The following is a 22370-nucleotide window of genomic DNA, read 5'->3' on the forward strand; positions in this document are numbered from 1 at the left end:
AGGTCAGGTCACGCGCTCGCGTGCGTGGCTGAGGTCCTCTTGGGGACAGGCCCAGGGCCACACGCCGTCGCGCGCCGCCTCGATGACCGGGATGATCGGCAGCGCCTCGTCGCCGGCCCCCTGGAACGTCAGCCAGCCCGGAACCTCCGGCACCCCGGAGTGCCCGGTCTGCCAGGCGTACGACGGGACGCCGAACTCCGGCAGGCTCCCGACCCAGTCGTCGACGACCACCACCCGGTCGTGCCCGGCGAACGCCTCGCGCACCGCCGCCCAGTCGCTCCGCCCCGGCGACGGCAGGTCCGACGCCCGCCACCGGTGCAGCGCGTGCAACGGGGACTCGCCGGGCACCAGCGGGAACGCCCCGCCCTCCAGCGTCACGACGTCGGCCGACGCGCACAGCCGCGCGAGCGCGAGCCCGAACACGGCCGACCCGGGATGATCGTGATCGATGGCGATGAGCGTCCGCCCCGGTATCCGCGGCATCGCCTCCAGCAGGAACCCGGCCGCCCTCTCCAGCACCGGGGCCCAGCGCCGGTCCGCGACCGCGCGCCAGGCCGCCGCGATCCGCACCGGCCCGAGCCCGGCGGCGCGCACGGCGTCCGCGTCGCCGAGCCGTTCGGCGATCTCCATGGCGGCCTCGAACGGGAGCCCGGCCGCGTCCATGCGCCGCAGGCCGTGCAGCACCTCCTCCAGCGGCAGCAGGGGAGCGATCCGTTCCCAGTCGTCCCCGGAGGGCCGCCCGGCACGCCCCGGCGCCGGGCGGCGGCCGTCGAGGGCGCGCCGGAAGACGGCGTTCTGGCGCTCGTCGCGGGCGACCGGATGGACCAGCCGGATCACCTGCCCGAACCGGAACGGCCGCGGCACGCGGATCCCGCCGTTGTTCATCAGGTCGGGATGCGCGAACGGCGGCAACGCGAGACCGTGCCCCGCCGTGTCGTGGGACCGCGCGGCGGCCTCGTCGTAGAGCCGGACGACGGCGTCGGCGACGCCCCGCTTGACCGGCTTCGGCACCGCCCGCCCGTACGTCGAGACCCAGTGCGCCAGCAGGTGTCCCGGGTCGTCGGCCCGCCGCAGCACCGATCCGACGACCCGCCGCGACATCCCGTGCAGCCCGGCGTCGAGCCGCTCCGCGACGAACGCCGCCGCCCCCACCAGCGTCGGATACCGCATCGGCGTCGCGGTGCGCAGCCACTTCAGGAACGCGGCCGTCCACTCCGGGTCGCGCCGCGCCGCGTCCCGGACCGACGCCGCGAACGCGTTCCGCGCGTGCTCGGGCCACAGGAAGAAGGCGTCCCGGTACCCGATCCGGGTCACCGTGGACACGAACAGCCCCTCGATCTTCGCCTCCCTCCTCCGGCGCGCCCGCGAGCGGAACGGCCCGAGAAGGGATCGGGCCACGGGCTGGTGTCCGGCGGAGGGTGGGCCGTCCCGCCCGAAGGCGCGACCCGCCCCATCCCTCCCTGAGGGCATCCGTCGCCGGCACACCGGGCCGTTCCGCCCGCGGACGCACTGGCAGCCTAGGACGCCCCACCGACATTCCCGGACGGCTCAGCGTCCGGGGCTCCAGTGCTGGCCGGAGTAGCGGGAGAGGGCCTGTTCCAGGGGTCCCCGGCCGGTGCGCAGCTCCTTCAGGCGGGAGAGCACGCTCCACGGCTCGTCGCCCGCGCCGAGCGCGACCAGCGAACATTGCGGCAGCGCCCCGTGCCCGGCGACGGCCCCGAGATGACGGCGGGAACAGGCGCATCCTAAAGATCACGGGTGTCCGCGCCCGGCGCCTAGGCAGAGGCGGACGCGCCGGCGGCATGACGCCCGTCCCGTTCGGGTACGCCCGTCACATCGGCGACGGGACCCGAGGAAGGGACGCCATGACCACCACCGGTGTCGCCATCGACCTCCCGGGCGCCGTCCTGAACGGGGACCTCACCCTGCCCGACGAGCCGCGCGGCGTGGTGCTGTTCGCGCACGGCAGCGGAAGCTCCCGGCACAGCCCCCGCAACCGCGCGGTCGCCGGCGGCCTGGTCGGGGCCGGGCTCTCCACGCTGCTGATGGACCTGCTCACCGAGGCCGAGGAACGCTCCGACGCCGAGACCGGCGCGTTCCGGTTCGACATCGACCTGCTGGCCTCCCGCCTGACCCGGGCGATCGACTGGCTGGGGGAGCGGGCCGCGACCGCGTCCCTGCGGCTCGGCCTGTTCGGCGCGAGCACCGGGGCGGCGGCGGCCCTGGTGGCCGCCGCCCACCGCGAGGAACGCGTCGCCGCCGTCGTCTCCCGGGGCGGCCGTCCCGACCTGGCGGGCCCGGCCCTGGACCGCGTCCGCGCCCCCGTCCTGCTGCTGGTCGGCGCGCACGACCCCCAGGTCCTCCAGCTCAACGAGCTGGCCGCGCACCGCCTCCACGACCACGCCCTCACCGTGGTCCCCGGCGCGGGCCACCTGTTCGAGGAGCCGGGCACGCTGGAGCGGGTCACCGAGGAGGCCGTCGACTGGTTCCGCCGCCATCTCGCCTGACCCCGTCGGGGACACTGGCGGGCATGGACGACCCCCTCCTCCAGATCGCGATCGAGCCCCGGAGCCGGAACGGGCGGCGGCGCCTGGCCGCGGCCGTCCGGCGGCTCACCGGGGAGGACCCGTCGCTCCCGGCGCGCGTCGACGAGGAGACCGGCCGGGCGGTCATCGGCGGCGCCGACGAGCGGGACCTGACGGCCCTGGCCGACCGGATCGGCGCGGAGGCCGAGGTCGAGGCCGGCCGCCCGCGCGTCGTCCACCGCGAGACGATCCGCCGTCCCGTCGAGGGCGTCGAGCACGTCTACGCGCGGCAGGCGGGCTGCCCCAGCCACTTCGCCAAGGTCCGGATCACCGTCGAGCCGGCCGGGACACCCTACGAGTTCGTCGACGAGTCCAGGGCCGACCGCATCCCGCGCGAGTACGTCCCGGCCGTGGACGAGGGCTGCCGGGAGGCGATGCGGCACGGCGTCCTCGCCGCCGGGGCGATGACCGGCCTCCGCGTGATCCTCCTCGGCGGCGCCTTCCACGAGGTCGACTCCTCCGCACGCGCCTACCGGATCGCCGCGGCCAACGCCCTCCGCAGGGCGGTCCGGCAGGCCGGCCCCGTCCTGCTCGAACCGGTCATGCTCGTCCGGGTCGCCGTGCCCGGCGAGCACGCGGACGCGGTCGTCGCCGACCTCGGCGCCCGCCGCGGCCTGGCCGAGGCCGCCCGCCGCCCCGGCGGGACCACCGTCGAGGCGCTGGTCCCCCTCGCGGAGATGCTCGGCTACGCGACCGACCTGCACGCGATGACCGAGGGCCGCGCCGCCTACACGATGATTCTCGACTCCTACGCCGAGGCCCCCGAGAACACCGCCTGATCCCTCCCGAAAAAGGCGCGGAAAAATCCTTCGCTTTATCCGTGATCGGACGTATAGCGTCGCACGCGTTCGTATTCACGCGCGATCAAGTAAGGAGGGCTATGCCCGATGCGCACCACAATCCCTTACCTCTCCACCGTCCGGAACATCGGGATCATGGCCCATATCGACGCGGGAAAGACGACGACCACCGAACGCGTCCTGTTCTACACCGGCGTCTCCCACCGCATCGGTGAGGTCCACGACGGCGCCGCCGTCACCGACTGGATGAAACAGGAACGCGAACGCGGCATCACCATCACCTCCGCCGCCGTCTCCTGCCGCTGGGCCCTGGACGGCGTCGAGCACACGATCAACCTCATCGACACGCCCGGCCACGTCGACTTCACCGTCGAGGTCGAACGCTGCCTGCGCGTCCTCGACGGCGCGGTCGCGGTGTTCGACGGCGTCGCCGGGGTCGAGCCGCAGTCCGAGACGGTGTGGCGGCAGGCCGACCGGTACGGCGTCCCGCGCCTGTGCTTCGTCAACAAGCTCGACCGCACCGGCGCCGACCTGTCCCGCACCGTGGAGATGATCGCCGAACGCCTCGGCGCGCTCCCGCTGGTCGTCCAGCTCCCCGTCGGGGCCGAGGGCGACTTCCGGGGCGTGATCGACCTGGTCGCGATGGAGGCCCTCCTCTGGCCCGCCGACGCCGGGCTCGGCGAGACCCCCGAGACCGTCGCGGTCCCCGCCGGGCTGGCGGCCGAGGCCGAGCGCGCGCGTTCCCGCCTGCTGGGCGCGGTGGCCGAGCACGACGAGGAGTTCATGGAGACCTACCTCGGCGGCGACGAGCCCACCGAGGCGGAGATCCACGCCGCGATCCGCCGTCTCACGCTCTCCTCGGCGGCGACGCCGGTGCTGTGCGGGACCGCGTTCCGCAACAAGGGCGTGCAGCCCCTGCTGGACGCGATCGTGCGGTACCTGCCGTCGCCGCTGGACGTGCCGCCCGTCGAGGGCCGTCCCGCGGACGACGGCGCGCCGCTGGCCGCGCTGGCGTTCAAGGTCATGAGCGACCGGCACCTGGGTCGCCTGACGTTCGTGCGCCTGTACTCGGGCCGCCTGGAGACCGGCGCGACCGTGCTGAACCCCCTGCGCGGACGGAAGGAGCGCATCGGCAAGATCTACCGGATGCGCGCCAACCGCCGCGAGGAGATCGGCGCGGCGGGCGCGGGCGACATCGTCGCGGTCATGGGCCTGAAACAGACCACGACCGGCGAGACGCTCTGCGACCCGGCGCACCCGGTGGTGCTGGACGCGATGGACTTCCCCGCCCCGGTGCTGGAGATCGCGGTCGAACCGCGGACCCGGGCCGACCGGGAGAGGCTGACGCACGCGCTCGGGCGGCTGGCCGAGGAGGACCCGTCGTTCCAGGTCCGCGCCGACCCGCGGAGCGGCCAGACCATCGTCGGCGGCATGGGCGAGCTGCACCTGGAGATCCAGATCGACCGGCTGAGGGAGGAGTTCGACGTCGAGGCCAACGTCGGCCGACCGCGCGTCGCCTACCGCGAGACGATCCGCCGGACCGTCGAGAAGGTGGACTTCACGTGGAAGAAGCAGTCCGGCGGCCACGGACAGTACGCCAGGGTCCAGATCACCGTCGAGCCGATCACCGAGGGGGACGCGACCTACGAGTTCGTCAACCGGGTGACCGGCGGGCGCGTCCCGCGCGAGTACATCCCGGCCGTCGACGCGGGCTGTCAGGAGGCCATGCGGAGCGGCGTCCTGGCGGGCTTCGAGATGACCGGCGTCCGCGTGACGCTGCTGGACGGCGACTTCCACGACGTGGACTCCTCGGAGCTGGCGTTCAAGACCGCCGGGTCGCGGGCGTTCCGGGAGGCGGTCCGGCGCGCCGGGCCCGTGCTGCTCGAACCGGTGATGGCCGTCGAGGTCACCACCCCCGACGAGTACACGGGCGAGGTCATCGGCGACATCGGCGCCCGGCGCGGCCAGGTCCGCGCCATGGGCGAGCGCCGGGGCGCACGCGTCGTGGAGGCGCTGGTGCCGCTCGCGGAGATGTTCGGCTACGTCGGGGACCTGCGCGGCCTGAGCTCGGGCCGCGCGGCGTACACGATGCTGCTCGACTCCTACGCGGAGGTCCCCGAGAGCGTCGCGCGGCGGATCGTCGCGGCGGGCTGATCCGGCACGGCCCCCAGCCATGACGCGGCCATGACGACGGCCCGGCGTGCCCCCGCGCACGCCGGGCCGTCCCCGCCCGGCGGGGCCGTCAGGCCCGCCAGGCGGGCCGCCGCGCGTTGGTCACCCACCGCAGCAGCCACTCGGCGGGCCCGTACCGGTGCCCCCGCAGCCACCACGCGCTCGCCGCCAGCTGGAGCGCGAACACCGCCACCGCGACACCGAGCGTCTCCAGCGGCGACAGCGCCCCGGCCAGCCCCAGTCCGATCCCGGTGAAGACCAGCAGCCCGGCCAGCGCCTGCCCGAGGTAGTTCGTCAGCGCCATCCGCCCCGCCGGGGCCAGCGCGTCCCGCACGGCCCCGCCCCGCGGGGCGTGCACGACCCGCAGCAGCGTCGCCACGTACGCGGCGGTCAGCAGCGGCGCGGTGGCGAAGCTGGCGGCGACGGCGAAGGTGTCGGCGTTCCCGCCGCCGACCGCGTACAGCACGCCCCCGGCGATCCCGACCGGGAACCCGACGGCCTGGATCCGCCGCAGCACCGGCTCGTCACCGCGCACGCCCACCAGCAGCCCGCGCCGCCCCACGACCATCCCGACCAGGAACGCCGCCAGCGCCGCCGGGCCCTGGAGCGACACCGCCTGCACGACCAGCAGCGGCAGCCCCGCCAGGTGCTCGCCGATGATGTCGCCCCACCCGCCGAGCAGGGCCCGCGTGGTCTGCTCGGCGTTGGCCAGCGCCTCGGCCCTGGCGGGCAGGAACGCCGACCGGTCCACCAGCAGCGCGCCCGCCACGAGGCTGAGCAGCACGGCGGCGTAGAGCCCGGCCGCCGTCCACAGCGCCGTGCGGTCCCGGACGTTCCGCATCAGGAGCAGCACCAGGCAGACGACCGCGTAGGTCGTCAGCACGTCCCCGCCGTACAGGAACACGATGTGCAGCGCCCCCAGCGCGAACAGCCCGCCGATCCGCCGCAGCATCCGCGGCCCGAACCGCGCCCCCGCCCGCGCCGCCGCGTCCATCTGCAACGTGAAGCTGTACCCGAACAGGAACGAGAACAGCAGATAGAACTTCATGTCCACGAACACCGACGACATCATCCGCACGGCGTCGTCGAGAGGGGACGCGAAATCGGGATCCTCCACCAGGTTCCCCGGATATCCCGACGCCATGAAAGTGATGTTGACGAGGAAGATCCCCAGCAACGCGAACCCCCGCAGGGCGTCCACGTCACCGATCCGCGTCCTGGCCGTCGCCAGTCGGTTTGCCATACCTCCGAGTGAAACAACGCCGGACCCGCCGGTAAGGAGACCCACGCCGCCCCCCGAGGTGGGCTTTCCCCTACCCCCCGCACGTCGTCCAGGCGGTTCCAGCCCGGCTCAGGGCACGTCCTCGCGGCGGAGCAGGCCCAGCTCGGCGGTGGGGACCCGCTCACCGGCGCGTTCCGTCCGCGCGATCCGCCGGGCGTGCGCGGTCCGCATCGCCTCGAACAGCTTGCGGACCTCCCGGCCGTTGCCGGTGTCGAACGCGTCGGCGTGCGCGGCGAGATGGCCGCGCACGGCGTCCAGCGCGTCGTCGGTCACGGTGAACCCGGCGTCCCCGGCCTGCTTCACCAGGATGGACACCAGCTCCTCGCGCTCGTAGGGCGGGAAGTCGACCGTCATGGAGAACCGCGAGGCCAGCCCCGGGTTGGCGGCCAGGAAGCCCGCCATCTCCGCGGTGTACCCCGCGACGATCACCACGACCTCGTCGCGGTGGTCCTCCATCAGCTTCACGAGCGTGTCGATGGCCTCCTGGCCGAAGTCGTGCCCCGTTCCGGCCGGCCGCGCCAGCGCGTACGCCTCGTCGACGAACAGCACCCCGCCCCGCGCCCTCTCGAACGCCGCCCGCGTGCGGGCGGCGGTGTGCCCGACGTACTCCCCGACCAGGTCCGCCCGCGACACCTCCACGACCTGCCCGCGCGCCAGGAACCCCAGGGCCGCCAGCAGCTCCCCGTACAGGCGCGCGACCGTCGTCTTGCCGGTGCCGGGCGGGCCCGCGAAGACCAGGTGGCCGGAGACCGGCTCGGCGGGCAGCCCGGCCCGTTCCCGGCGCAGCGTCGTCTCGATCAGGTCCAGCACGTCCCGGACGCGCTGCTTGACCGGCTCCAGTCCGATCATCGCGTCCAGCCGGGCCCGCACCGACTCGACCTGCCCGCCGTCGCGCGCCTCCCCGGCCCGCACGCCGAGCCCCCGCTCGACGACCCCCTCCAGGTCCTCGGGCAGCAGCAGCACCAGATCGTCGGCCGACGGCGGCTCCGCGGCGTCGGCCAGCCGCAGCGCCTGCTGCCCGAGCGCCGCCTCGAAGATCCGCCGCGCCTCGCGCCCGTTGCCGAAGTGCTCGTCGCGCCGCGCCCGCCGGAAGTGCTCCAGCAGCACCCGCCCGGTCTCGTCGGCCAGCCGGAACCCGTAGCCGCCCGCCATCCGCCGCACGATCTCGGTGAGCTCGGCCGGACTGTAGTCCTCGAACTCGATCGTCCGGGAGACCCGCGACTCCAGCCCCGGGTTGGCGGACAGGAACTCGCGCATCTCCGCGGAGTACCCGGCGAACACCACCGCCACCTCGTCGCGGTGGTCCTCCATCAGCTTCACGAGCGTGTCGATGGCCTCCTGCCCGAAGTCGCTCCCGATCCCGAACCGCCGCGCCAGCGCGTACGCCTCGTCGACGAACAGCACCCCGCCGCGCGCGCTCTCGAACACCGCCGTGGTCTTCTGCGTCGTCTCCCCGAGGACCTTCCCCACCAGGTCGGACCGCGACGCCTCGACGAACCGGTCACCGGGAACGGCCCCGAGCGCCGCGAGCAACCTCCCGTACAGCCGCGCGACGGTCGTCTTCCCGGTGCCGGGCGACCCGGAGAACACCACGTGCCGCCCGATCACCGGCCCCTCGGGCAGCCCCGCCCGCCGCCGCTGCTCGGCGATCCGCAGGAACTTCACCAGCTTGTGGATCTCCTGCTTGACCTCCCGCAGCCCGATCATCGCGTCGAGCTCGGCCAGCAGGGCGTCCACGTCCAGGGGCCCCTCCCCGGCGCCGGACGCGGCGGCCCCGCCCGACGCGGGGGACGTCTTCGGCGGGGCCTGCCCGACGGGACCGCCCTCCGAGTCGACGCGGACCCGCACCGCCAGGTCGTCGGGCGCGCCGTTGTCGGCCGAGACGGTCGTCCCCGCCACCTCCAGCCGGGCCTCCGCGCTCGCCAGGATCCCGGCCCCCTCGTTGCCGGTGATCGTGCAGTCCCGCAGCGTCATCCGGGTGCCCGGGTCGGCCGCCGTCCCGGCGACCGTGTTGCCGCTGACGCGCGTCCCGACCAACGTCAGCGACGCGCCGTCCCCGGCGACGCCCGCCCCGAGGTCGCACCCCGTCAGCGAGCCCCCGGTGAACACGCAGCCGCTCGCCTCGGCCACCGTCACCCCCTGCTGGGCGGCCCCGGACACGTCGCAGGACTCGAACTCGGCCGTCCCCCCGCCGTCCACCATGACGCCCGCCAGCTTGGCGTCCCGCACGGCCAGCCCCCGCGCCGTCAGCCGTCCCGCGTCGGTGACCAGCACCCCGAAGCCCCCGGCGCCCTCGATCACCACGCCCTCGGCGGTCGCGGTGGAGTTCTCCCGCACGACCAGCCCGCCCTGCCCGGACCGGCGGACGGCCCCGCCCCGGACGGTGACGGCGGACCGGTTCTGGATGACGACGCCCCCGGCCGCGGCGTCCTCGACCACGCACTGGTCCAGCAGCGGGGCGGACCCGGTGTTCACCCAGAAGCCGTGCTCCCCGGCGTTGCGCACGAGCACGTCGCGCAACGTCACCCGGCTCCCGCTGTGCAGGGCGACCCCGCACAGCCTGGCGTCGGTCACCAGCGTGTTCTCGACGATCCCGGCCGCGTCGGACAGCACGATCGCGCCGTCCCGCACGGTGCCCCGCCGCACGAACAGCTCGGCCCCGTTCCACGCGCTGATCGCCTTGTCGGACGCGGCGACGAACTCGCAGTCCTCGGCCGCGAGCGTGCCCCCGGTGACGTTGACGACGGTGCCGTTGTCGTTCCAGTTGCGCAGCACGAGACCCCGCAGCGTGACCTGCCCCTCGACCTGGAGCAGGTAGTCGTCCGCGCAGTCCAGCACCACGGACCCCGGCCCCCGCACCGCGACGATCTCCAGGGTGTTCCAGTACCGGTACGACGGGGCCCGGTACTGCCCGGGCTCGACGGCGATACGGCGGGGGACCCCGGCGGGCAACGGTGTTTCGAGCGCGTCCAACAGGTTCCGGAACCCGCTCCGGGCGGTCTGCGACACCACCAACCGCATGCGCTCTCCCCACACGACCTCTTGTGTTCCTACCGCCGTCAGCGTGGCGGGCGAGCGTAGAGCGAGACAACCCCTTCCGCCACATCGTCCAGCGCGAACCCGACCCGCCAGATCTCCAGCAGGGAGGCGTACGGGTTGGCGAGGTCACCGAACGACGCGCCCCCGGGCGCGAACTCCACCGGCCGCCCGAACACCATGATCTCGTCCGGCACCCGCAGCCCGAGCCGCGCGGCAGCCTCCCACCCGGCGTGCGTCTCGGCCTGCCGGTGCGCGTCGGAGTAGCAGGAGTCCTTGGTGCCCCAGGGCAGGGCGATCCCGATCCCGTCCCGGAACCCGGCCAGCTCCTCCGCCCAGTGCCGCGTGAACAACTCCCGCAAGGCGAAGTCCAGCTCGTGGGGCACTCCCGCCTCGTGGACGCGCCCGCCGACCCGCCAGACCAGCCGTTCCGGGGAGGGCACCCCCCAGGGCTCCAGCTCCGCCGCGAACCGCCAGGCCAGCTCCTCGGCCCGCCGCACGGCCTCGGGCGCGGAGGCCAGGGCCACGACATGCCGTTCGTCCGGGACCCCGTCCACGAGGGCGCCGGGCCGCACCCCGGTGGCCCGGCACTCCCCGCAGGTCCAGGCGTCCTCTTCCCACTCCATGTCCGAGTCGTATCCGCCGACGGTGCCCCTGCCGCGACACCGGGGACAGGCGACGAAGTGCAGGAACCGCCGCCACGGCTCGTCCCCGACGAGCGCCCGCCACACGGTCTCCGGTCCGTCCCCGCCCGCCAACGCGTCCCGGACGTCCCCGAGCCGTCCCCGCCGGGGCTCCAGGAGCCCCTGACAAAACACGGAGTAATCCATCAAGCGACCTTACCGAGGCAAGGGCGGTCACTTCTGGCGCTCGATCTCCTCGTTGAAGACGATGATCCCGCCCTTGGGCACGCAGGAGGCGGGAAGCCCCTTCGGGGCCCTGCCGACGTCACCGCCGCCCCCGGTGCTGAACCTCTCTCCTTCGAGCAGGTCGCCGAACCCGGGGACGTTGACCCCGCGCTTGCCGCCCCTGCGGACGGGCTCGGTGCCCTTGGGCCACACGGGCGCCCGGCGGCTCCCGGACTCGAACGCGAAGTGCAGGCAGCGACTGGGGGAGTCGTAGACCAGCCGCCCGACGTACATGATCCGCGGCTCGCCGTCATAGCCGTGATGAACCAGAACGATCGGATCGTCCCCGGTGCGGTCGATCCCCTTGCCACCGCATGCCGCGGCCCCCAGCGCCAGCGCGACCGCGACGGCCACCGAACGGGTCATCATCTCGGGCTCCCGGCGGTTGATCGGGCTATGACAGGTACACCGAGACGCCCATCGCCTCGTACATCCCCGCCACGGGAGTGAAGAGGTCACGCGTCCGGCGGTCGATGCGCTTGGCGCCGGACAGGATGCCGTAGGCGTCGTTCCCCCAGTACCAGGGGCCGCCGCTGTCACCCTTTCTCGTCACTTCCCCGCGAACGGCGGTCAGGCCGCAGTACCTGGGCAGCCCCGCATACTTGACGCACTGCCCGTTCTTATAGACCTTGGTGCATTTTGTGTGGGTGAAACGACCGTAGTTGCAGATCTTCTGCCCCACCCTGGGCCACCTGTACAGGTGGACCTTACGCCTCTTGTTCGGCGCGTAGTAGAACCAGGGAACGGCCTTGTACCTTCCTGAGGAGTACCACGCCATGTCACCGTAACGGCCTCCGTGCGAGCCGCGACGTTTAATGGTCGTGAATCTCCCTCGGTGATGATGGTTGTAGAACCGGAACCTGGAGTTCCCCTGAGAGCAGTGATGAGCGGTGGCAACACCCCGCGCCCTGCCCTTGCGAACGGTGAACGCCGCGGTGCAGATGCCGTCCCCGTTGAGAAAACCACCACCATGCATGTGCGCCTTGGGGGAGGCGTCGACCCTGTCGACAATCGTGACGCTGACGGTGATCGGAGCCTCGGCCCGCCCCCTGAGCAGCCGCCTGCGCTCGTTGGCGCTGAGGTGGCCACGCGGCGCCACGGAAATACCGATCACCCCACTGGCGATCTCGTAACCACCCTCAGCGGTCTCGACACCAGGATGCCCGGCAACACGGAAGAAGTTCTCGACGGTGGCATCGTTCAGCTCCTTCTCGGAGAACCCCTTGTTCCCGATGAGCCGCACCGGCACCGGCAGCGTACGGGCCAGGACGACCGCCTCGGGAGGAACGGCCCCCTTGAACCCGATCCACGCCCCACTGCCCTCCCCGATGATCTCGGCCCCCGAGTACTCACCCGGATACCGCCCCTGAAGCCTGCCGGTCACCTTCAGGAAGGAGCCCTGCCACCCCCACCGCCGGACCGCCTCCTCAAGGCTGATCCCGTCACTTCTGGCGACGAGCCTGAGATCCTCCAATTCGGCGGGTGAGACCCTCTCTGTACGGCTTTGGGCGGGTTTCACCGTGACGACGGCCGGAATCGCCCTGGCGTTCTCCGGCCCGGCGGGAGCCGATCCCGCGGCCGAGACCGGCGCCGCCACCGCGACCAATAAGGTCATCGCCACCCCGAGGCGCATGTTCCTCCGGCCCCCGATCGGATTGATCTCCGCGGAAAGGCAATCAGGAAGATCATCAAAATTCAACGACCTCGCCGCCGAGGGGAGGTCGAAGCGGCGCTTTGTCCGGCAGCGGCGACGGGGGTGCGGGGCGACGTCTTCCCGGCGGAGGACGCCCACCGGACGGGGGAGGCGCCGCTCCGCCGCGCGGTGGAGGGATCGTCCCGGCGGAGGTAGACGGGCCGGATAGACAGGCGGTGCGGAGGATCCCCTCCGCGTTCGCGGGCCCGGCGGGCAGGTCCGGGCCCCCTCGCCTGGAGGCACGGCATGAAGGTCATCGGCGCGGGATTCGGTCGCACCGGGACGTCCTCGCTGCGGGAGGCGTTGGAGCGGCTCGGGTTCGGGCCCTGCTACCACATGAGGGAGGTCGCGAGGGATCCCTCGCGGGCGGTCGCGTGGCGGGCCGCCGCGCGGGGGGTGCCCGTCGACTGGGAACGGGTCCTGGACGGCTACGCGTCCACCGTCGACTGGCCGGGCGCGGCGTTCTGGGAGGAGCTCGCCGGGCGCTTCCCCGAGGCGAAGGTCGTGCTCACCGTGCGCGACGCCGAACAGTGGTACGACAGCGCCCGGCGGACGGTGTTCGCCGGGTCGATCCGCAGCGAGCGGCTGCCGGTGAGGCTGGGGTTCCATGCGGTGCGGGTGCTGGACCCGAGGTTCGGCGCGTTCACCCGCATGATCAACGAGGCGGTGCACGACCGCGTCTTCGGCTTCCCGCTCAGCGACCGCGAGCGCGTGCTGGAGGTGTACCGGCGGCATCTGGAGCGGGTGCGCGAGGCGGTGCCCGCCGACCGGCTGCTGGTCTACGACGTGCGCGAGGGCTGGGAGCCGCTGTGCGCGTTCCTCGGCGTCCCGGTGCCGGACGAGCCGTTCCCGCGCAGCAACGACGCCGAGGCGTTCCGCCGCGACCGGCAGCAGAGCCTGCCGAGGCTGCTGGGGCGGGCGCTGGTGGCGCGGGCCGAGACGCTGCGTCCCTGAGGTTCCCGGCGGGGCCGGGTGGCAGGAACCGGCCACGTCGTTCCATGCGTAGGAGTTCTACCGTAGCGTTTCTACATGTAGTGATCCTACTTATAGAGGACGGAGCCCATGCGCCCCAACTCGTGGTGGACCCTCCCCGCCGGACGCACCGCCAAGTGGTGGATCGTCGTCGTCTGGCTGCTGCTGACCGTCATCGCGGCCGCCTTCGCCGCCCAGCTGCACTCGGTGCAGCGCGACGAGGCCGTGGACTTCCTGCCGGCCGGGGCGCAGTCCACCCGCGTCGTGGCGGCGGAGAAGCAGCTGCCCGGCGGGGAGAACGCCGCGCTGCTGATCGTCTACGACCGGCCCGGCGGGCTCACCGCCGCCGACGAGACCGCCGTCCGGCAGCGCGCCGCCCAGCTCGCCGCCCGCTACCGGACGGGCGGCGGGCCGCCCCCGCAGCGGTCCGCCGACGGCCGGGCGCTGCTGGTCGTGCTGACCTTCAGCAAGGCCGACTTCCCACCCGAGAAGACCGTCCCGCAGATCCGGCAGGCCGTCGCCGACCGCCCCGCCGGGCTGACGGTCCGCGTCACCGGACCGGCGGCGATGCAGAGCGACGTCGGCGCGGTCTTCAAGGGCGTCGACGGCACCCTGCTCATCGTCACGACGGTCGTGGTGGCGGCGCTGCTGATCCTCACCTACCGCAGCCCGTTCCTGTGGGCGGTGCCGCTGGCGGCGGTCGGCCTGGCCACCGCGCTGGCCATGGCGGCGGTGTACGGCCTGGTGAAGGCGTTCGGCCTCACCGTCAGCACCCAGAGCGCGTCGATCATGGTGGTGCTGGTGATGGGCGCCGGAACCGACTACGCCCTGCTCCTGGTCGCCCGCTACCGCGAGGAGCTGCGCCGCCACGCCGACCGGCACGAGGCGATGGCCGCCGCGCTGCGCGGGGCCGCGCCCGCCGTGCTGGCCTCCGGGGCCACCGTGACGGCGGGCCTGCTGTGCCTGCTCGCCGCCGACATGAACAACACGCGCGGCCTCGGCCCGGTCGGCGCGGCGGGCATCGTCTGCACCCTGGTCGCGATGCTGACGGTCTTCCCCGCGCTGCTGCTGGTCTGCGGGCGCGGGGTGTTCTGGCCGTTCGTGCCCCGCTTCGGCGAGACCGACCCCAACCGCGCCGGCCTGTTCGCCCGGCTCGGCGACGCGATCGGCCGCCGTCGCGGCACGGCGGCGCTCGGTTCGCTGGCGCTGCTCGGCGCGCTCACCGCCGGGATGCTCGCCTGGCCCGGCGACCTGAAGGAGGGCGACGCGTTCACCAGCGAGCCCGAGGCCGTCACCGGGTACCAGCTGCTGGGCGAGCGCTTCCCGCAGATGAGCGCGCAACCCCTCACCGTCATCGTCGACACCTCGCGGGCCAGGCTCGCGCTGGACACCGCCCGCGCGACACCGGGCGTGGCCGAGGCCCGGCAGGGCCGCTCGGGCGACGTCCGCACCGAGATCCAGGCCTTCCCCAAGGACCGTCCCGAGAGCGCGGGCGAACGCGCCACCATCCAGCGCCTGCGCGACCGCCTGCGCGCCGTCGGCGGCGACGCCCTGGTCGGCGGTCGCAGCGCCGAGAAGCTCGACGAGGAGAACGCCAACGCCCGCGACCGCCAGGTGGTCATCCCGCTGGTCCTGGTCGTGGTGCTGCTGATCCTCGCCGGACTGCTGCGCGCGGTGGCCGCGCCGCTGCTGGTGCTCGGCGTCGTGGTGCTGACCTATGCCGCCGCGCTCGGGCTGGGGGTGCTGGCGTTCGAGCACCTCTTCGGGTTCGCGGGCGTGGACCCGACCGTGCCGCTGCTGAGCTTCGTGTTCCTGGTCGCGCTCGGCGTCGACTATGCGATCTTCCTGATGGCGCGGGTCCGCGAGGACACCCTCCGCTACGGCTCCACCGCCGACGCCGTGCGCGGCGGGGTGGGCGCGGTCGGCGGCGTCCTGGTGTCGGCCGGGGTGGTGCTGGCCGCGACGTTCCTGGTGCTGGCGGTGCTGCCGTTCGCCCCGATGATCCAGATGGGGTTCGTGATCGCGGCGGGCGTGCTGCTGGCGACGCTGCTGGCCCAGCTGGTGCTGGTGCCCGCCGTCTCGCTGCTGCTCGGGGAACGGGTCTGGTGGCCCGCCCGCCCGGCCGCCGCCGCGCCGGAGGCCGCCGAGCCCCTGCCGCTCGCCGTGGTCCCGGGCGACCCCGTGGACCGCTGACCGGACCGGACGGGGCCGTCCGTGCGGGACGGCCCCGTCCGGCGTGCCCGGGGACGGGTCAGGGGCGTTCGGCGGCGACCAGCCAGATCCGGGCGTCCCCGACCAGCGCCGGGTCGTAGATCTCCGGAACGGCACGGCCCAGCCGTGCCGCGACCTCGGCCTGGTGGGTCACCTCGGTCGCGGTCCAGCCGTGCCCGGCCAGCCAGGCGGCCGGGTCGTCCACGGCCGACCGCCAGGACGCGCCGTGCCGGGCCAGCCGCTCCTGGGCGTGCCGCATCTGCGGCAGCCGCCGGTAGGCGCTGTTGACGTGCTCCAGCGCCAGGCCGCTGCCCGGCGCGCTGAGCTCCGACAGCTCGCCCAGCAGCCGGTCGTTGGCAGGCTGCGGCAGGAACGTCATCAACCCCTCGACCAGCCACGCGGTCGGCTCCCCGGGATCGAACCCGGCCGCCGTCAGCGCCCGCGCCCAGTCGCCGCGCAGGTCCACCGGAACGGCCGTGCGCTCGCAGCGCGCCCGCGCGCCGAGCCCGGCCAGCACCTCCTCCTTGAAGGCGACCAGCTCCGGCAGGTCCAGTTCGAACAGCCGCGTCCCGGCCGGGAGGTCCAGCCGGAAGGCGCGGGCGTCCAGCCCGGCCGCCAGCAGCACGACCTGGCGGCGGCCCGCCGCGCACGCGGCCTGGATCCGGTCGTCGAAGTAGCGGGTGCGGACCACGAAGTGCGCCGCCGCCTGCCGGGCCGCGTCGCTGGGCGCCTCGAACCCGCCCGCCGCCGCGGCCAGCGGGCCGGCGAGGGGATCCGTGAACAGCCGGTCGGCGCGTTCCTGCTCCTCGGCCCGTGCCCGCGCGGTGAGCACGGCGGTCCGGCTGACGCCGTCCGGTCGCGGGGCTGCCCGCTGTGGTGTCTGCATCGGGTGGTCCTTCCAGCTCGACGGTCCTGGCGAAGGCGGCATGGTCGTGATTTCCGACGGACCGTAGGCCGGGCGGCCGCCGGCTGTCTTCCACCGGGCGGGGGAGGAGACCGGCGGCGAGGAGGGGGCCGAGGTTCATCCCCCAGCGGGGAGACACGCCGGACGCCGCTGCGAAGGATCGGGGGAGCACCGGAAAGCGACGAAGGGAGCCCCCCGTGCAACGTCTGGCCGTGATGTTCCGCGTCCGCCCCGGCACCGAGGACAAGGTCCGCGAACTGCTGTCGGGGTACGAGCCGCCGAAGCAGCTGGAGGACGGCGAGAACCGCCTCCTCAGCACCTCGGTGTTCATGAAGGACGGCCTGGTCGTCCGGATGATCGAGATCGAGGGCGAGCTGCCCGCGCTGATGCGGCACCTGTCGCAGGACCCCAGCATCCAGCGGGTGGAGCGCGAACTCGACCGGTACCTCGTCGAGGAGGACCGCCGCGACATGAGCAGCCCCGAGGGCGCGCGGGAGTTCTTCCTGCGGGCGATGATGGAGACCGTCACCACCCGCGTCGCGCCGCCCCGTGAGGCACGGGCATGACGCACCCGTCGCCGCGCCCGCGGCGCGGAGGGCCCGGACCGGGCCGGGCGGCGCCATGACCGGGCGGCGCGACATCGAGTTCGCCGCCGACGACGGCGTGCGGCTGCGCGGCTGGTTCTACCCGGCGCGGGGCACGTCCGGCCCCGCGCCCGCGGTGGTGCTGGCGGCCGGGTTCGCGATGCTCAAGGAGCAGTACCTCGACCGCTACGCCGAACGGTTCGCCGCCGCCGGGTTCGGCGCGCTGGTCTGCGACCCGCGCAACTTCGGGGCCAGCGACGGCGAACCCCGCCAGGAGGCCAACCCCTGGCAGCAGATCGAGGACCTGCGGCACGCCGTCACCTACGCCGGCCTGCTCCCCGAGGTCGACGCGCGCCGGATCGGCGTGTGGGGAACGCACTACGGCGGCGCGCACGCCGTCGTGCTCGGCGCCTCCGACCCGCGCGTCCGCGCCGTCGTCGCGCAGGCCCCGGCGATCGACGGAATCAGCAGCGGGCGGCGGCGCATCCCGATGGACCGGTGGCCGAACGTCGCGCGGGCGTTCGCCGCCGACCGGGCCGCGCGGATGGGCGGCGAGCCCGCCGCGCTGCGCCCGATCGTCGGCCACCCGGCCGAGCGCCCGGTGTTCGGCGGCGACGCCGCCCGCGAGTTCTTCCTGGCCGCCGCCGCGCTGGCCCCGGGCTGGCGCAACGAGGTCACCGTGCGGACCGGCGAGTGGTCGCGGATGTACGACGCCGGCCGCTACGCCGAGCTGGTCGCGCCGGTCCCGCTGCTGATGGTGCTCGGCGACGGCGACACCCTCTCGGGCACCGACCTGCAACTGGACGCCTACCAGCGGGCGCGCGAGCCCAAGCGGCTCGTGCTCTACCGGGGCGACCACCACGACGCCTACCTCGGCCGCTTCGAGGAGACGAGCGCGGCGGCCGTGGACTTCCTCGGCCACCACCTCGCGAAGGAGGACGACCGATGAGCGAACGCGCGGCGTTCCTGGTCACCGGGGCCACCGGACGGCTCGGCGGCGCGGTCGTCGCCGCGCTGGCCGGCCGCGGCGACCGGGTCATGCTGGTCGGCCGGAACCGGGACCGGCTGGACGAGCTCGCCAAGGAGCACGGCGACGCGGCGGCCACGTTCGCCGGCGACGCCACCGAGGCCGGCACCACCGAGGCGGCGGCGGCGGAGTGCGTCGCGCGGCACGGACGGCTGGACGGTCTGGTCCACCTGGTCGGCGGGTTCCACATCGGCCCGGTGCGGACGACCTCGCGGCGGGACTACGAGGACGTGCTGCGCACCAACTTCCTGTCGGCGGTGACCTCGGCGCAGGCCGTGCTGCCGCACCTGGGCGCGGGCGGCCGGATGGTCTTCTTCGTCCCGCAGATGGCGGTCGAGCCCCCGGCGGCCTTCGGCGCCTACGTCGCGAGCAAGGCCGCGCTGCTGGCCTGGACGCGGTCGTTCGCCCACGAGGCCAAGCACGCCGACGTCCACGTCAACACCGTGCTGATGACGATGGCCGACACCCCCGACCAGCGCCGGGCCCGGCCGGCCGCCGACTTCGGCCTGGCCGTGGCGCCGGGCGACGTCGCCAAGGTCGTGGCGTTCCTGACCTCGGACGGGGCCGACGGGCTGTACGGCGGCGTCGTGCCGGTGCTGGCGAAGTTCGAGTACACCTCCGGCCTCGCGGGCGGTCCGCCCGGCGGCCGGCCGCCGGGGAACCGGCCGTGAACGGGAGGAACCCCGTGGATCTCGGGTTGAAGGACAGCCGCGTCCTCGTCACCGGCGGGACGCGCGGCATCGGCCGGGCGATCGTGACGGCGTTCGCCGGGCAGGGCGCGCGGGTGCACACCTGCTACCGGGGCGACGCCGAGGCGGCCGCCCGGCTGGAGAAGGACCTGGCCGCGCTCGGCGCGCGGTACCGGGTCGACCGCGCCGACCTGGGCGTCCCCGCGCAGGCCCGCGCCCTCGTCGCGGACGCCGTGGACCAGCTGGGCGGCCTCGACGTCCTCGTGCACAACGCCGCCGTCGTCGGCCGCTCCCCGCTCGCCGAGACCGGCCGCGCCGAGTGGGACGAGATCATGGGCGTCAACCTCGGCGGCATGTACGAGGTGACCCGCGCCGCGCTGGACGCCCTCGCCCCCGGCGCGAGCGTGGTCGTCGTGTCGTCGGCGGTCGCCACCCGGGGCATGGCCGGACGGGTCGCCTACACCGCCTCCAAGGCGGCGTGCATCGGCTTCACCCGGTCGCTGTGCAAGGAGCTCGGGCCGCGCGGGATCCGGGTCAACTCGGTCGCGCCGGGGATCATCGAGACCGAGTCCGGGCTCACCCCGGCCGCCCGTGAGCGCTACACGGGGATGGCCGCGCTCGGCCGCGTCGGCGTGCCCGAGGACATCGCGGGCGCGGTGACGTTCCTGGCCAGCGACCTGGCGGCGTACGTCACCGGGCAGACCCTCGTCGTGGACGGGGGCATCTGATGGGGGCCGCCGGAGGGGCGTTCCGCATGGTGCTGACCGTGACCGTGCCGCGCGCCGACGCCGAGGCGTTCGAACGGGCCTGGGCGAGGGTCGCCGACTGGACGGCGACCTGGCCCGGCTGCCTGCGGCAGACCCTCGGCCGGGCCGAGGACCACGCCGCCGGGCCCGGCGGCGGGCAGGTCGAGTTCGAGATCACTTCGGACTGGGCGGACGCCACCCGTTTCCACGCGTTCGAACGCAGCCGCGAGCAGGACGAGGCCACCGCCGAGCTGCGGCGGCTGCGGACCGGCGCGCGGATGCGCACCCTGCAGATCCGCGACCACCGGGAGGTTCCCGCATGAGCGTGTTCGTCGTCGTGTCCGCACGGATCAGGCCCGGGACGGAGGCCGGGTTCGAGGAGGCGTTCGCCAAGGTCCGCCAGAGCGTGCGCGGCACGCCCGGCCACCGCTCGGACCGGCTGCTGGCCTCCACCCGCGAACCCGGCAGGTACCTGCTGCTGGCCGAATGGGAGAGCGAGGAGGCGTTCCTGGCGTGGGAGGAGTCGCCGGTCCACCGCGAGCTCACCACGCCGATGCGGCCGTACTGGGCCGGGGCCGTGGAGCGGACGATTTTCGGGGTCGCGGTCGACGATCCGGCGTCGTAATGATCGTTTGATCGGGTTTTCGGATGCGGCAGGCGTTTGTTAACACGCGCTTGGTTTCGGAGGGCGGAGGTTCACGAATATTGGTGGACCCCCGCCCTCCTTATGATGTGAGAAGTGGCGGTGGGGACAAGGCAAGGAGCCGTGTGTTGAAACAAATTCGGGTTCTACTGGCCGATGATCAACCGCTCGTCCGGGACGGGCTGCGCGCCACGCTCGCGGGGGTCGGCGGGGTCGAGATCGTCGGTGAGGCCCCCGACGGGGTGGAGGCGGTCCGGCTCGCCCGCCGGCTGCGTCCCGACGTCCTGCTGATGGACGTCACCATGCCCCGCATGGACGGCCTGGAGGCCACCGCCGAGCTGTGCGGGCCGCACGGCGTTCCCGGCATCAAGATCATCATTCTGACGATGTACGACCAGGACGAGCACGTGTTCGGCGCGCTGCGCGCCGGGGCCAGCGGCTTCGTCCTGAAGGACGCTCCCACCAGCCAGGTGGTGGAGGCCGTGCACACGGTCGCCGCGGGAGAGGCCCTGCTGTCCCCGGCCGTCACCAGCCGGCTGATCGCCGAGTTCGCCCGGCGGCCACTGCTCAGCCCCGCCACCTCCGCGGCCATGTCCCGCCTCACCGGCCGCGAGCTGGACGTGTTCAAGCTGCTGGTGCGCGGCCACAGCAACGAGGAGATGGCGAGGCTGCTGTCCCTCGGCGAGAGCACCGTCAAGTCGCACGTCCAGCACCTGTACCAGAAACTCGGCGTGCGCGACCGCGTGCAGCTCGTCATCTACGCCTACGAGTACGGGCTGCTGAGGCCGGGCACCGGAACGGTCTCCACCGGCGGTACCGGTTAGCTCCCCCGCACGGGGGACACCGCAATTCATGAGCGTGCGGGACGACATTTCCCGGGGTCGTTCCTAGGGTGAAAACCGTTATCCGGAACGGTGGACCCAGGGAGCGCTAAATGTCGGACCGCACGCTTATCGTCGCCCGGCTCAGGCCCGGCGGAACTGACGGCGCCGCCCGCCTTTTCGGCGAGTCGGACGCCACGGAACTGCCCCACGTGCTGGGCGTCGCCCGGCGGCACCTCTTCCATTTCCACGGGCTGTACTTCCACTATGTGGAGTTCGACGGGGACGCCCGCGCCGCCGTCGAGAAGGCCCGCGGACGCGCCGACTTCCAGGAGCTCAGCGACGGGCTCCAGGACTACGTGATGGCCTACGACCCGGAGACCTGGCGCGAGCCCAAGGACGCCATGGCCACCGAGTTCTACCGCTGGACGCGGGAGGGCCGGTGACCGCTCCGGCGTCGGCCGCCGCCGGGGTGCGCGAGGGCTGGACCCGGTGCCAGGGCTGCGGCGTCACGCTGTACGCGCCCCGCCTGGACCGCGCCCTCGGGGTCTGCCCCGACTGCGGTCACCACCACCGCCTCGGCGCGGCCGAACGGCTCGGCCAGCTGCTCGACAAGGGCTCGTTCGTCCAGGCCCCCGAACGGCTCCGCGCCGTCGACGTCCTCGGCTTCGCCGACACCCGCCCCTACCCCGACCGCCTCGCCGCGGCCCGCGCGCGCACCGGGCTGGACGACGCCGTGCTGCGCGGCCGCGCCACCGTCGGCGGCCATCCGGTCGTCGTGGCCGCGATGGAGTTCGCGTTCCTCGGCGGCAGCATGGGCGCGGTGGTCGGCGAGGAGATCGCCCGTGCCGCCGACGAGGCGCTCGCGACCCGCACGCCGCTGCTCCTGGTGGTGGCCTCGGGCGGGGCGCGGATGCAGGAGGGCTGCCTGTCGCTGATGCAGATGGCCCGCACCGCCCAGGCGCTGGCCCGCTGCGGCCGCGCCGGGGTGCCGACGGTCAGCCTGCTCACCGACCCGACGTTCGGCGGCGTGACCGGCTCGTTCGCCACGCTCACCGACATCGTGGTGGCCGAGGCGGGCGCGCTGATCGGGTTCGCCGGTCCGCGCGTGATCGAGTCGGCGACGCGCCGCCCGCTGCCGGCGGGCTTCCAGACGGCCGAGTACCTGTACGCGCACGGCATGGTGGACCGCGTCGAGACCCGGCAGGGCCTGCGCCCGCTGCTGACCCGCCTGCTCGCCCTGCTGGCGGCCCCCGCCGACGCCCCGCCCGCGGCCGGCGGCCCCGGCGGCCCCGGC

The 22370-nt window shown here is 74.0% G+C and carries 21 protein-coding genes; 14 read left to right on the top strand and 7 right to left on the bottom strand.

The window, feature by feature from the left end:
• Positions 1 to 3 precede the first annotated feature (3 nt).
• Positions 4 to 1398, bottom strand: a complete 1395-nt coding sequence (locus tag AKI01S_RS41360) for a hypothetical protein (protein WP_067831189.1) — start codon at positions 1396 to 1398, stop codon at positions 4 to 6.
• Between the two features lie 467 nt (positions 1399 to 1865).
• Here AKI01S_RS41360 and AKI01S_RS41365 point away from each other — a divergent pair, with 467 nt between their 5' ends.
• From AKI01S_RS41365 to fusA, 3 genes are all read left to right on the top strand, one after another.
• Complete coding sequence (locus AKI01S_RS41365; protein ID WP_067831191.1) at positions 1866 to 2507, top strand: dienelactone hydrolase family protein; 642 nt, start codon at positions 1866 to 1868, stop codon at positions 2505 to 2507.
• A 23-nt stretch (positions 2508 to 2530) separates the two neighbouring features.
• Positions 2531 to 3364: a translation factor GTPase family protein gene (locus AKI01S_RS41370; RefSeq protein WP_067831192.1), complete on the top strand. Its 834-nt coding sequence runs from the start codon at positions 2531 to 2533 to the stop codon at positions 3362 to 3364.
• Positions 3365 to 3472: 108 nt separating this feature from the next.
• Positions 3473 to 5539 carry an elongation factor G gene (gene fusA, locus AKI01S_RS41375; RefSeq protein WP_067831193.1) on the top strand — a complete coding sequence of 689 codons (2067 nt, stop codon included), beginning with the start codon at positions 3473 to 3475 and terminating at the stop codon, positions 5537 to 5539.
• Positions 5540 to 5627: 88 nt separating this feature from the next.
• Here the strand turns inward: fusA and AKI01S_RS41380 are convergent, their stop codons facing one another.
• From AKI01S_RS41380 to AKI01S_RS41400, 5 genes are all read right to left on the bottom strand, one after another.
• Positions 5628 to 6800, bottom strand: a complete 1173-nt coding sequence (locus tag AKI01S_RS41380) for a DUF418 domain-containing protein (RefSeq protein WP_067831195.1) — start codon at positions 6798 to 6800, stop codon at positions 5628 to 5630.
• A 108-nt stretch (positions 6801 to 6908) separates the two neighbouring features.
• Positions 6909 to 9860, bottom strand: coding sequence for an AAA family ATPase (locus AKI01S_RS41385; RefSeq protein WP_067831196.1), 2952 nt, complete (start codon positions 9858 to 9860; stop codon positions 6909 to 6911).
• A 38-nt stretch (positions 9861 to 9898) separates the two neighbouring features.
• A complete protein-coding gene (locus AKI01S_RS41390; protein ID WP_157420531.1) occupies positions 9899 to 10705 on the bottom strand; it encodes a hypothetical protein in 807 nt (268 codons plus the stop codon).
• Positions 10706 to 10732: 27 nt separating this feature from the next.
• Positions 10733 to 11152: a hypothetical protein gene (locus tag AKI01S_RS41395; RefSeq protein ID WP_067831199.1), complete on the bottom strand. Its 420-nt coding sequence runs from the start codon at positions 11150 to 11152 to the stop codon at positions 10733 to 10735.
• Positions 11153 to 11177: 25 nt separating this feature from the next.
• Complete coding sequence (locus AKI01S_RS41400) at positions 11178 to 12416, bottom strand: S1 family peptidase (protein ID WP_067831200.1); 1239 nt, start codon at positions 12414 to 12416, stop codon at positions 11178 to 11180.
• 306 nt (positions 12417 to 12722) lie between these two features.
• On the opposite strand from AKI01S_RS41400, the gene AKI01S_RS41405 reads away from it, so the two are divergent.
• Together AKI01S_RS41405 and AKI01S_RS41410 are read left to right on the top strand one after the other, a co-directional pair.
• Positions 12723 to 13430 carry a sulfotransferase family protein gene (locus AKI01S_RS41405; RefSeq protein WP_067831202.1) on the top strand — a complete coding sequence of 236 codons (708 nt, stop codon included), beginning with the start codon at positions 12723 to 12725 and terminating at the stop codon, positions 13428 to 13430.
• A 108-nt stretch (positions 13431 to 13538) separates the two neighbouring features.
• The gene (locus AKI01S_RS41410; protein WP_067831203.1) at positions 13539 to 15641 is read left to right on the top strand and encodes an MMPL family transporter; all 2103 of its coding nucleotides are present in this window, start codon (positions 13539 to 13541) and stop codon (positions 15639 to 15641) included.
• A 58-nt stretch (positions 15642 to 15699) separates the two neighbouring features.
• Here AKI01S_RS41410 and AKI01S_RS41415 read toward each other — a convergent pair whose 3' ends face one another.
• Positions 15700 to 16545 (bottom strand): SAM-dependent methyltransferase, encoded by an 846-nt coding sequence (locus tag AKI01S_RS41415; protein WP_067831204.1) that lies wholly within the window; start codon positions 16543 to 16545, stop codon positions 15700 to 15702.
• 215 nt (positions 16546 to 16760) lie between these two features.
• Between AKI01S_RS41415 and AKI01S_RS41420 the strand changes: the two genes are divergently transcribed.
• The 9 genes from AKI01S_RS41420 to accD all read left to right on the top strand — a co-directional run.
• Complete coding sequence (locus AKI01S_RS41420; protein ID WP_067831206.1) at positions 16761 to 17129, top strand: SchA/CurD-like domain-containing protein; 369 nt, start codon at positions 16761 to 16763, stop codon at positions 17127 to 17129.
• 55 nt (positions 17130 to 17184) lie between these two features.
• On the top strand, positions 17185 to 18096 hold the full coding sequence (locus tag AKI01S_RS41425) for an alpha/beta hydrolase (RefSeq protein WP_067831207.1): 912 nt from the start codon (positions 17185 to 17187) through the stop codon (positions 18094 to 18096).
• Positions 18093 to 18845, top strand: a complete 753-nt coding sequence (locus AKI01S_RS41430; protein ID WP_067831208.1) for an SDR family NAD(P)-dependent oxidoreductase — start codon at positions 18093 to 18095, stop codon at positions 18843 to 18845. The genes AKI01S_RS41425 and AKI01S_RS41430 overlap by 4 nt, the downstream gene beginning before the upstream one ends.
• Before the next feature lie 14 nt (positions 18846 to 18859).
• Entirely contained in the window at positions 18860 to 19591 is a 732-nt protein-coding gene (locus AKI01S_RS41435; RefSeq protein ID WP_067831210.1) for an SDR family NAD(P)-dependent oxidoreductase, read from the top strand.
• Positions 19591 to 19932, top strand: coding sequence for an antibiotic biosynthesis monooxygenase family protein (locus AKI01S_RS41440; RefSeq protein WP_067831211.1), 342 nt, complete (start codon positions 19591 to 19593; stop codon positions 19930 to 19932). Before AKI01S_RS41435 ends, AKI01S_RS41440 begins: the two co-directional genes overlap by 1 nt.
• Complete coding sequence (locus tag AKI01S_RS41445; RefSeq protein WP_067831212.1) at positions 19929 to 20234, top strand: antibiotic biosynthesis monooxygenase family protein; 306 nt, start codon at positions 19929 to 19931, stop codon at positions 20232 to 20234. Before AKI01S_RS41440 ends, AKI01S_RS41445 begins: the two co-directional genes overlap by 4 nt.
• Positions 20235 to 20380: 146 nt before the next feature.
• Entirely contained in the window at positions 20381 to 21076 is a 696-nt protein-coding gene (locus tag AKI01S_RS41450; protein WP_245682000.1) for a response regulator, read from the top strand.
• A 110-nt stretch (positions 21077 to 21186) separates the two neighbouring features.
• On the top strand, positions 21187 to 21519 hold the full coding sequence (locus AKI01S_RS41455) for a TcmI family type II polyketide cyclase (RefSeq protein ID WP_067831213.1): 333 nt from the start codon (positions 21187 to 21189) through the stop codon (positions 21517 to 21519).
• A partial coding sequence (gene accD / locus AKI01S_RS41460; RefSeq protein WP_067831214.1) for an acetyl-CoA carboxylase, carboxyltransferase subunit beta occupies positions 21516 to 22370 on the top strand: 855 nt, incomplete at its 3' end. The genes AKI01S_RS41455 and accD, both read left to right, overlap by 4 nt.

Source organism: Actinomadura kijaniata NBRC 14229, from assembly GCF_001552175.1.
GTDB classification, from domain to species: Bacteria; Actinomycetota; Actinomycetes; order Streptosporangiales; family Streptosporangiaceae; genus Spirillospora; species Spirillospora kijaniata.

Bases quoted from the DNA above. Each gene is read 5' to 3' on its own strand.
- AKI01S_RS41365 (WP_067831191.1), top strand. From the start codon at position 1,866: ATGACCACCACCGGTGTCGCCATCGACCTCCCGGGCGCCGTCCTGAAC.
- AKI01S_RS41370 (WP_067831192.1), top strand. From the start codon at position 2,531: ATGGACGACCCCCTCCTCCAGATCGCGATCGAGCCCCGGAGCCGGAAC.
- fusA (WP_067831193.1), top strand. From the start codon at position 3,473: ATGCGCACCACAATCCCTTACCTCTCCACCGTCCGGAACATCGGGATC.
- AKI01S_RS41380 (WP_067831195.1), bottom strand. From the start codon at position 6,800: ATGGCAAACCGACTGGCGACGGCCAGGACGCGGATCGGTGACGTGGAC.
- AKI01S_RS41385 (WP_067831196.1), bottom strand. From the start codon at position 9,860: ATGCGGTTGGTGGTGTCGCAGACCGCCCGGAGCGGGTTCCGGAACCTG.
- AKI01S_RS41390 (WP_157420531.1), bottom strand. From the start codon at position 10,705: ATGGATTACTCCGTGTTTTGTCAGGGGCTCCTGGAGCCCCGGCGGGGA.
- AKI01S_RS41395 (WP_067831199.1), bottom strand. From the start codon at position 11,152: ATGATGACCCGTTCGGTGGCCGTCGCGGTCGCGCTGGCGCTGGGGGCC.
- AKI01S_RS41400 (WP_067831200.1), bottom strand. From the start codon at position 12,416: ATGCGCCTCGGGGTGGCGATGACCTTATTGGTCGCGGTGGCGGCGCCG.
- AKI01S_RS41405 (WP_067831202.1), top strand. From the start codon at position 12,723: ATGAAGGTCATCGGCGCGGGATTCGGTCGCACCGGGACGTCCTCGCTG.
- AKI01S_RS41410 (WP_067831203.1), top strand. From the start codon at position 13,539: ATGCGCCCCAACTCGTGGTGGACCCTCCCCGCCGGACGCACCGCCAAG.
- AKI01S_RS41415 (WP_067831204.1), bottom strand. From the start codon at position 16,545: ATGCAGACACCACAGCGGGCAGCCCCGCGACCGGACGGCGTCAGCCGG.
- AKI01S_RS41425 (WP_067831207.1), top strand. From the start codon at position 17,185: ATGACCGGGCGGCGCGACATCGAGTTCGCCGCCGACGACGGCGTGCGG.
- AKI01S_RS41430 (WP_067831208.1), top strand. From the start codon at position 18,093: ATGAGCGAACGCGCGGCGTTCCTGGTCACCGGGGCCACCGGACGGCTC.
- AKI01S_RS41440 (WP_067831211.1), top strand. From the start codon at position 19,591: ATGGGGGCCGCCGGAGGGGCGTTCCGCATGGTGCTGACCGTGACCGTG.
- AKI01S_RS41445 (WP_067831212.1), top strand. From the start codon at position 19,929: ATGAGCGTGTTCGTCGTCGTGTCCGCACGGATCAGGCCCGGGACGGAG.
- AKI01S_RS41455 (WP_067831213.1), top strand. From the start codon at position 21,187: ATGTCGGACCGCACGCTTATCGTCGCCCGGCTCAGGCCCGGCGGAACT.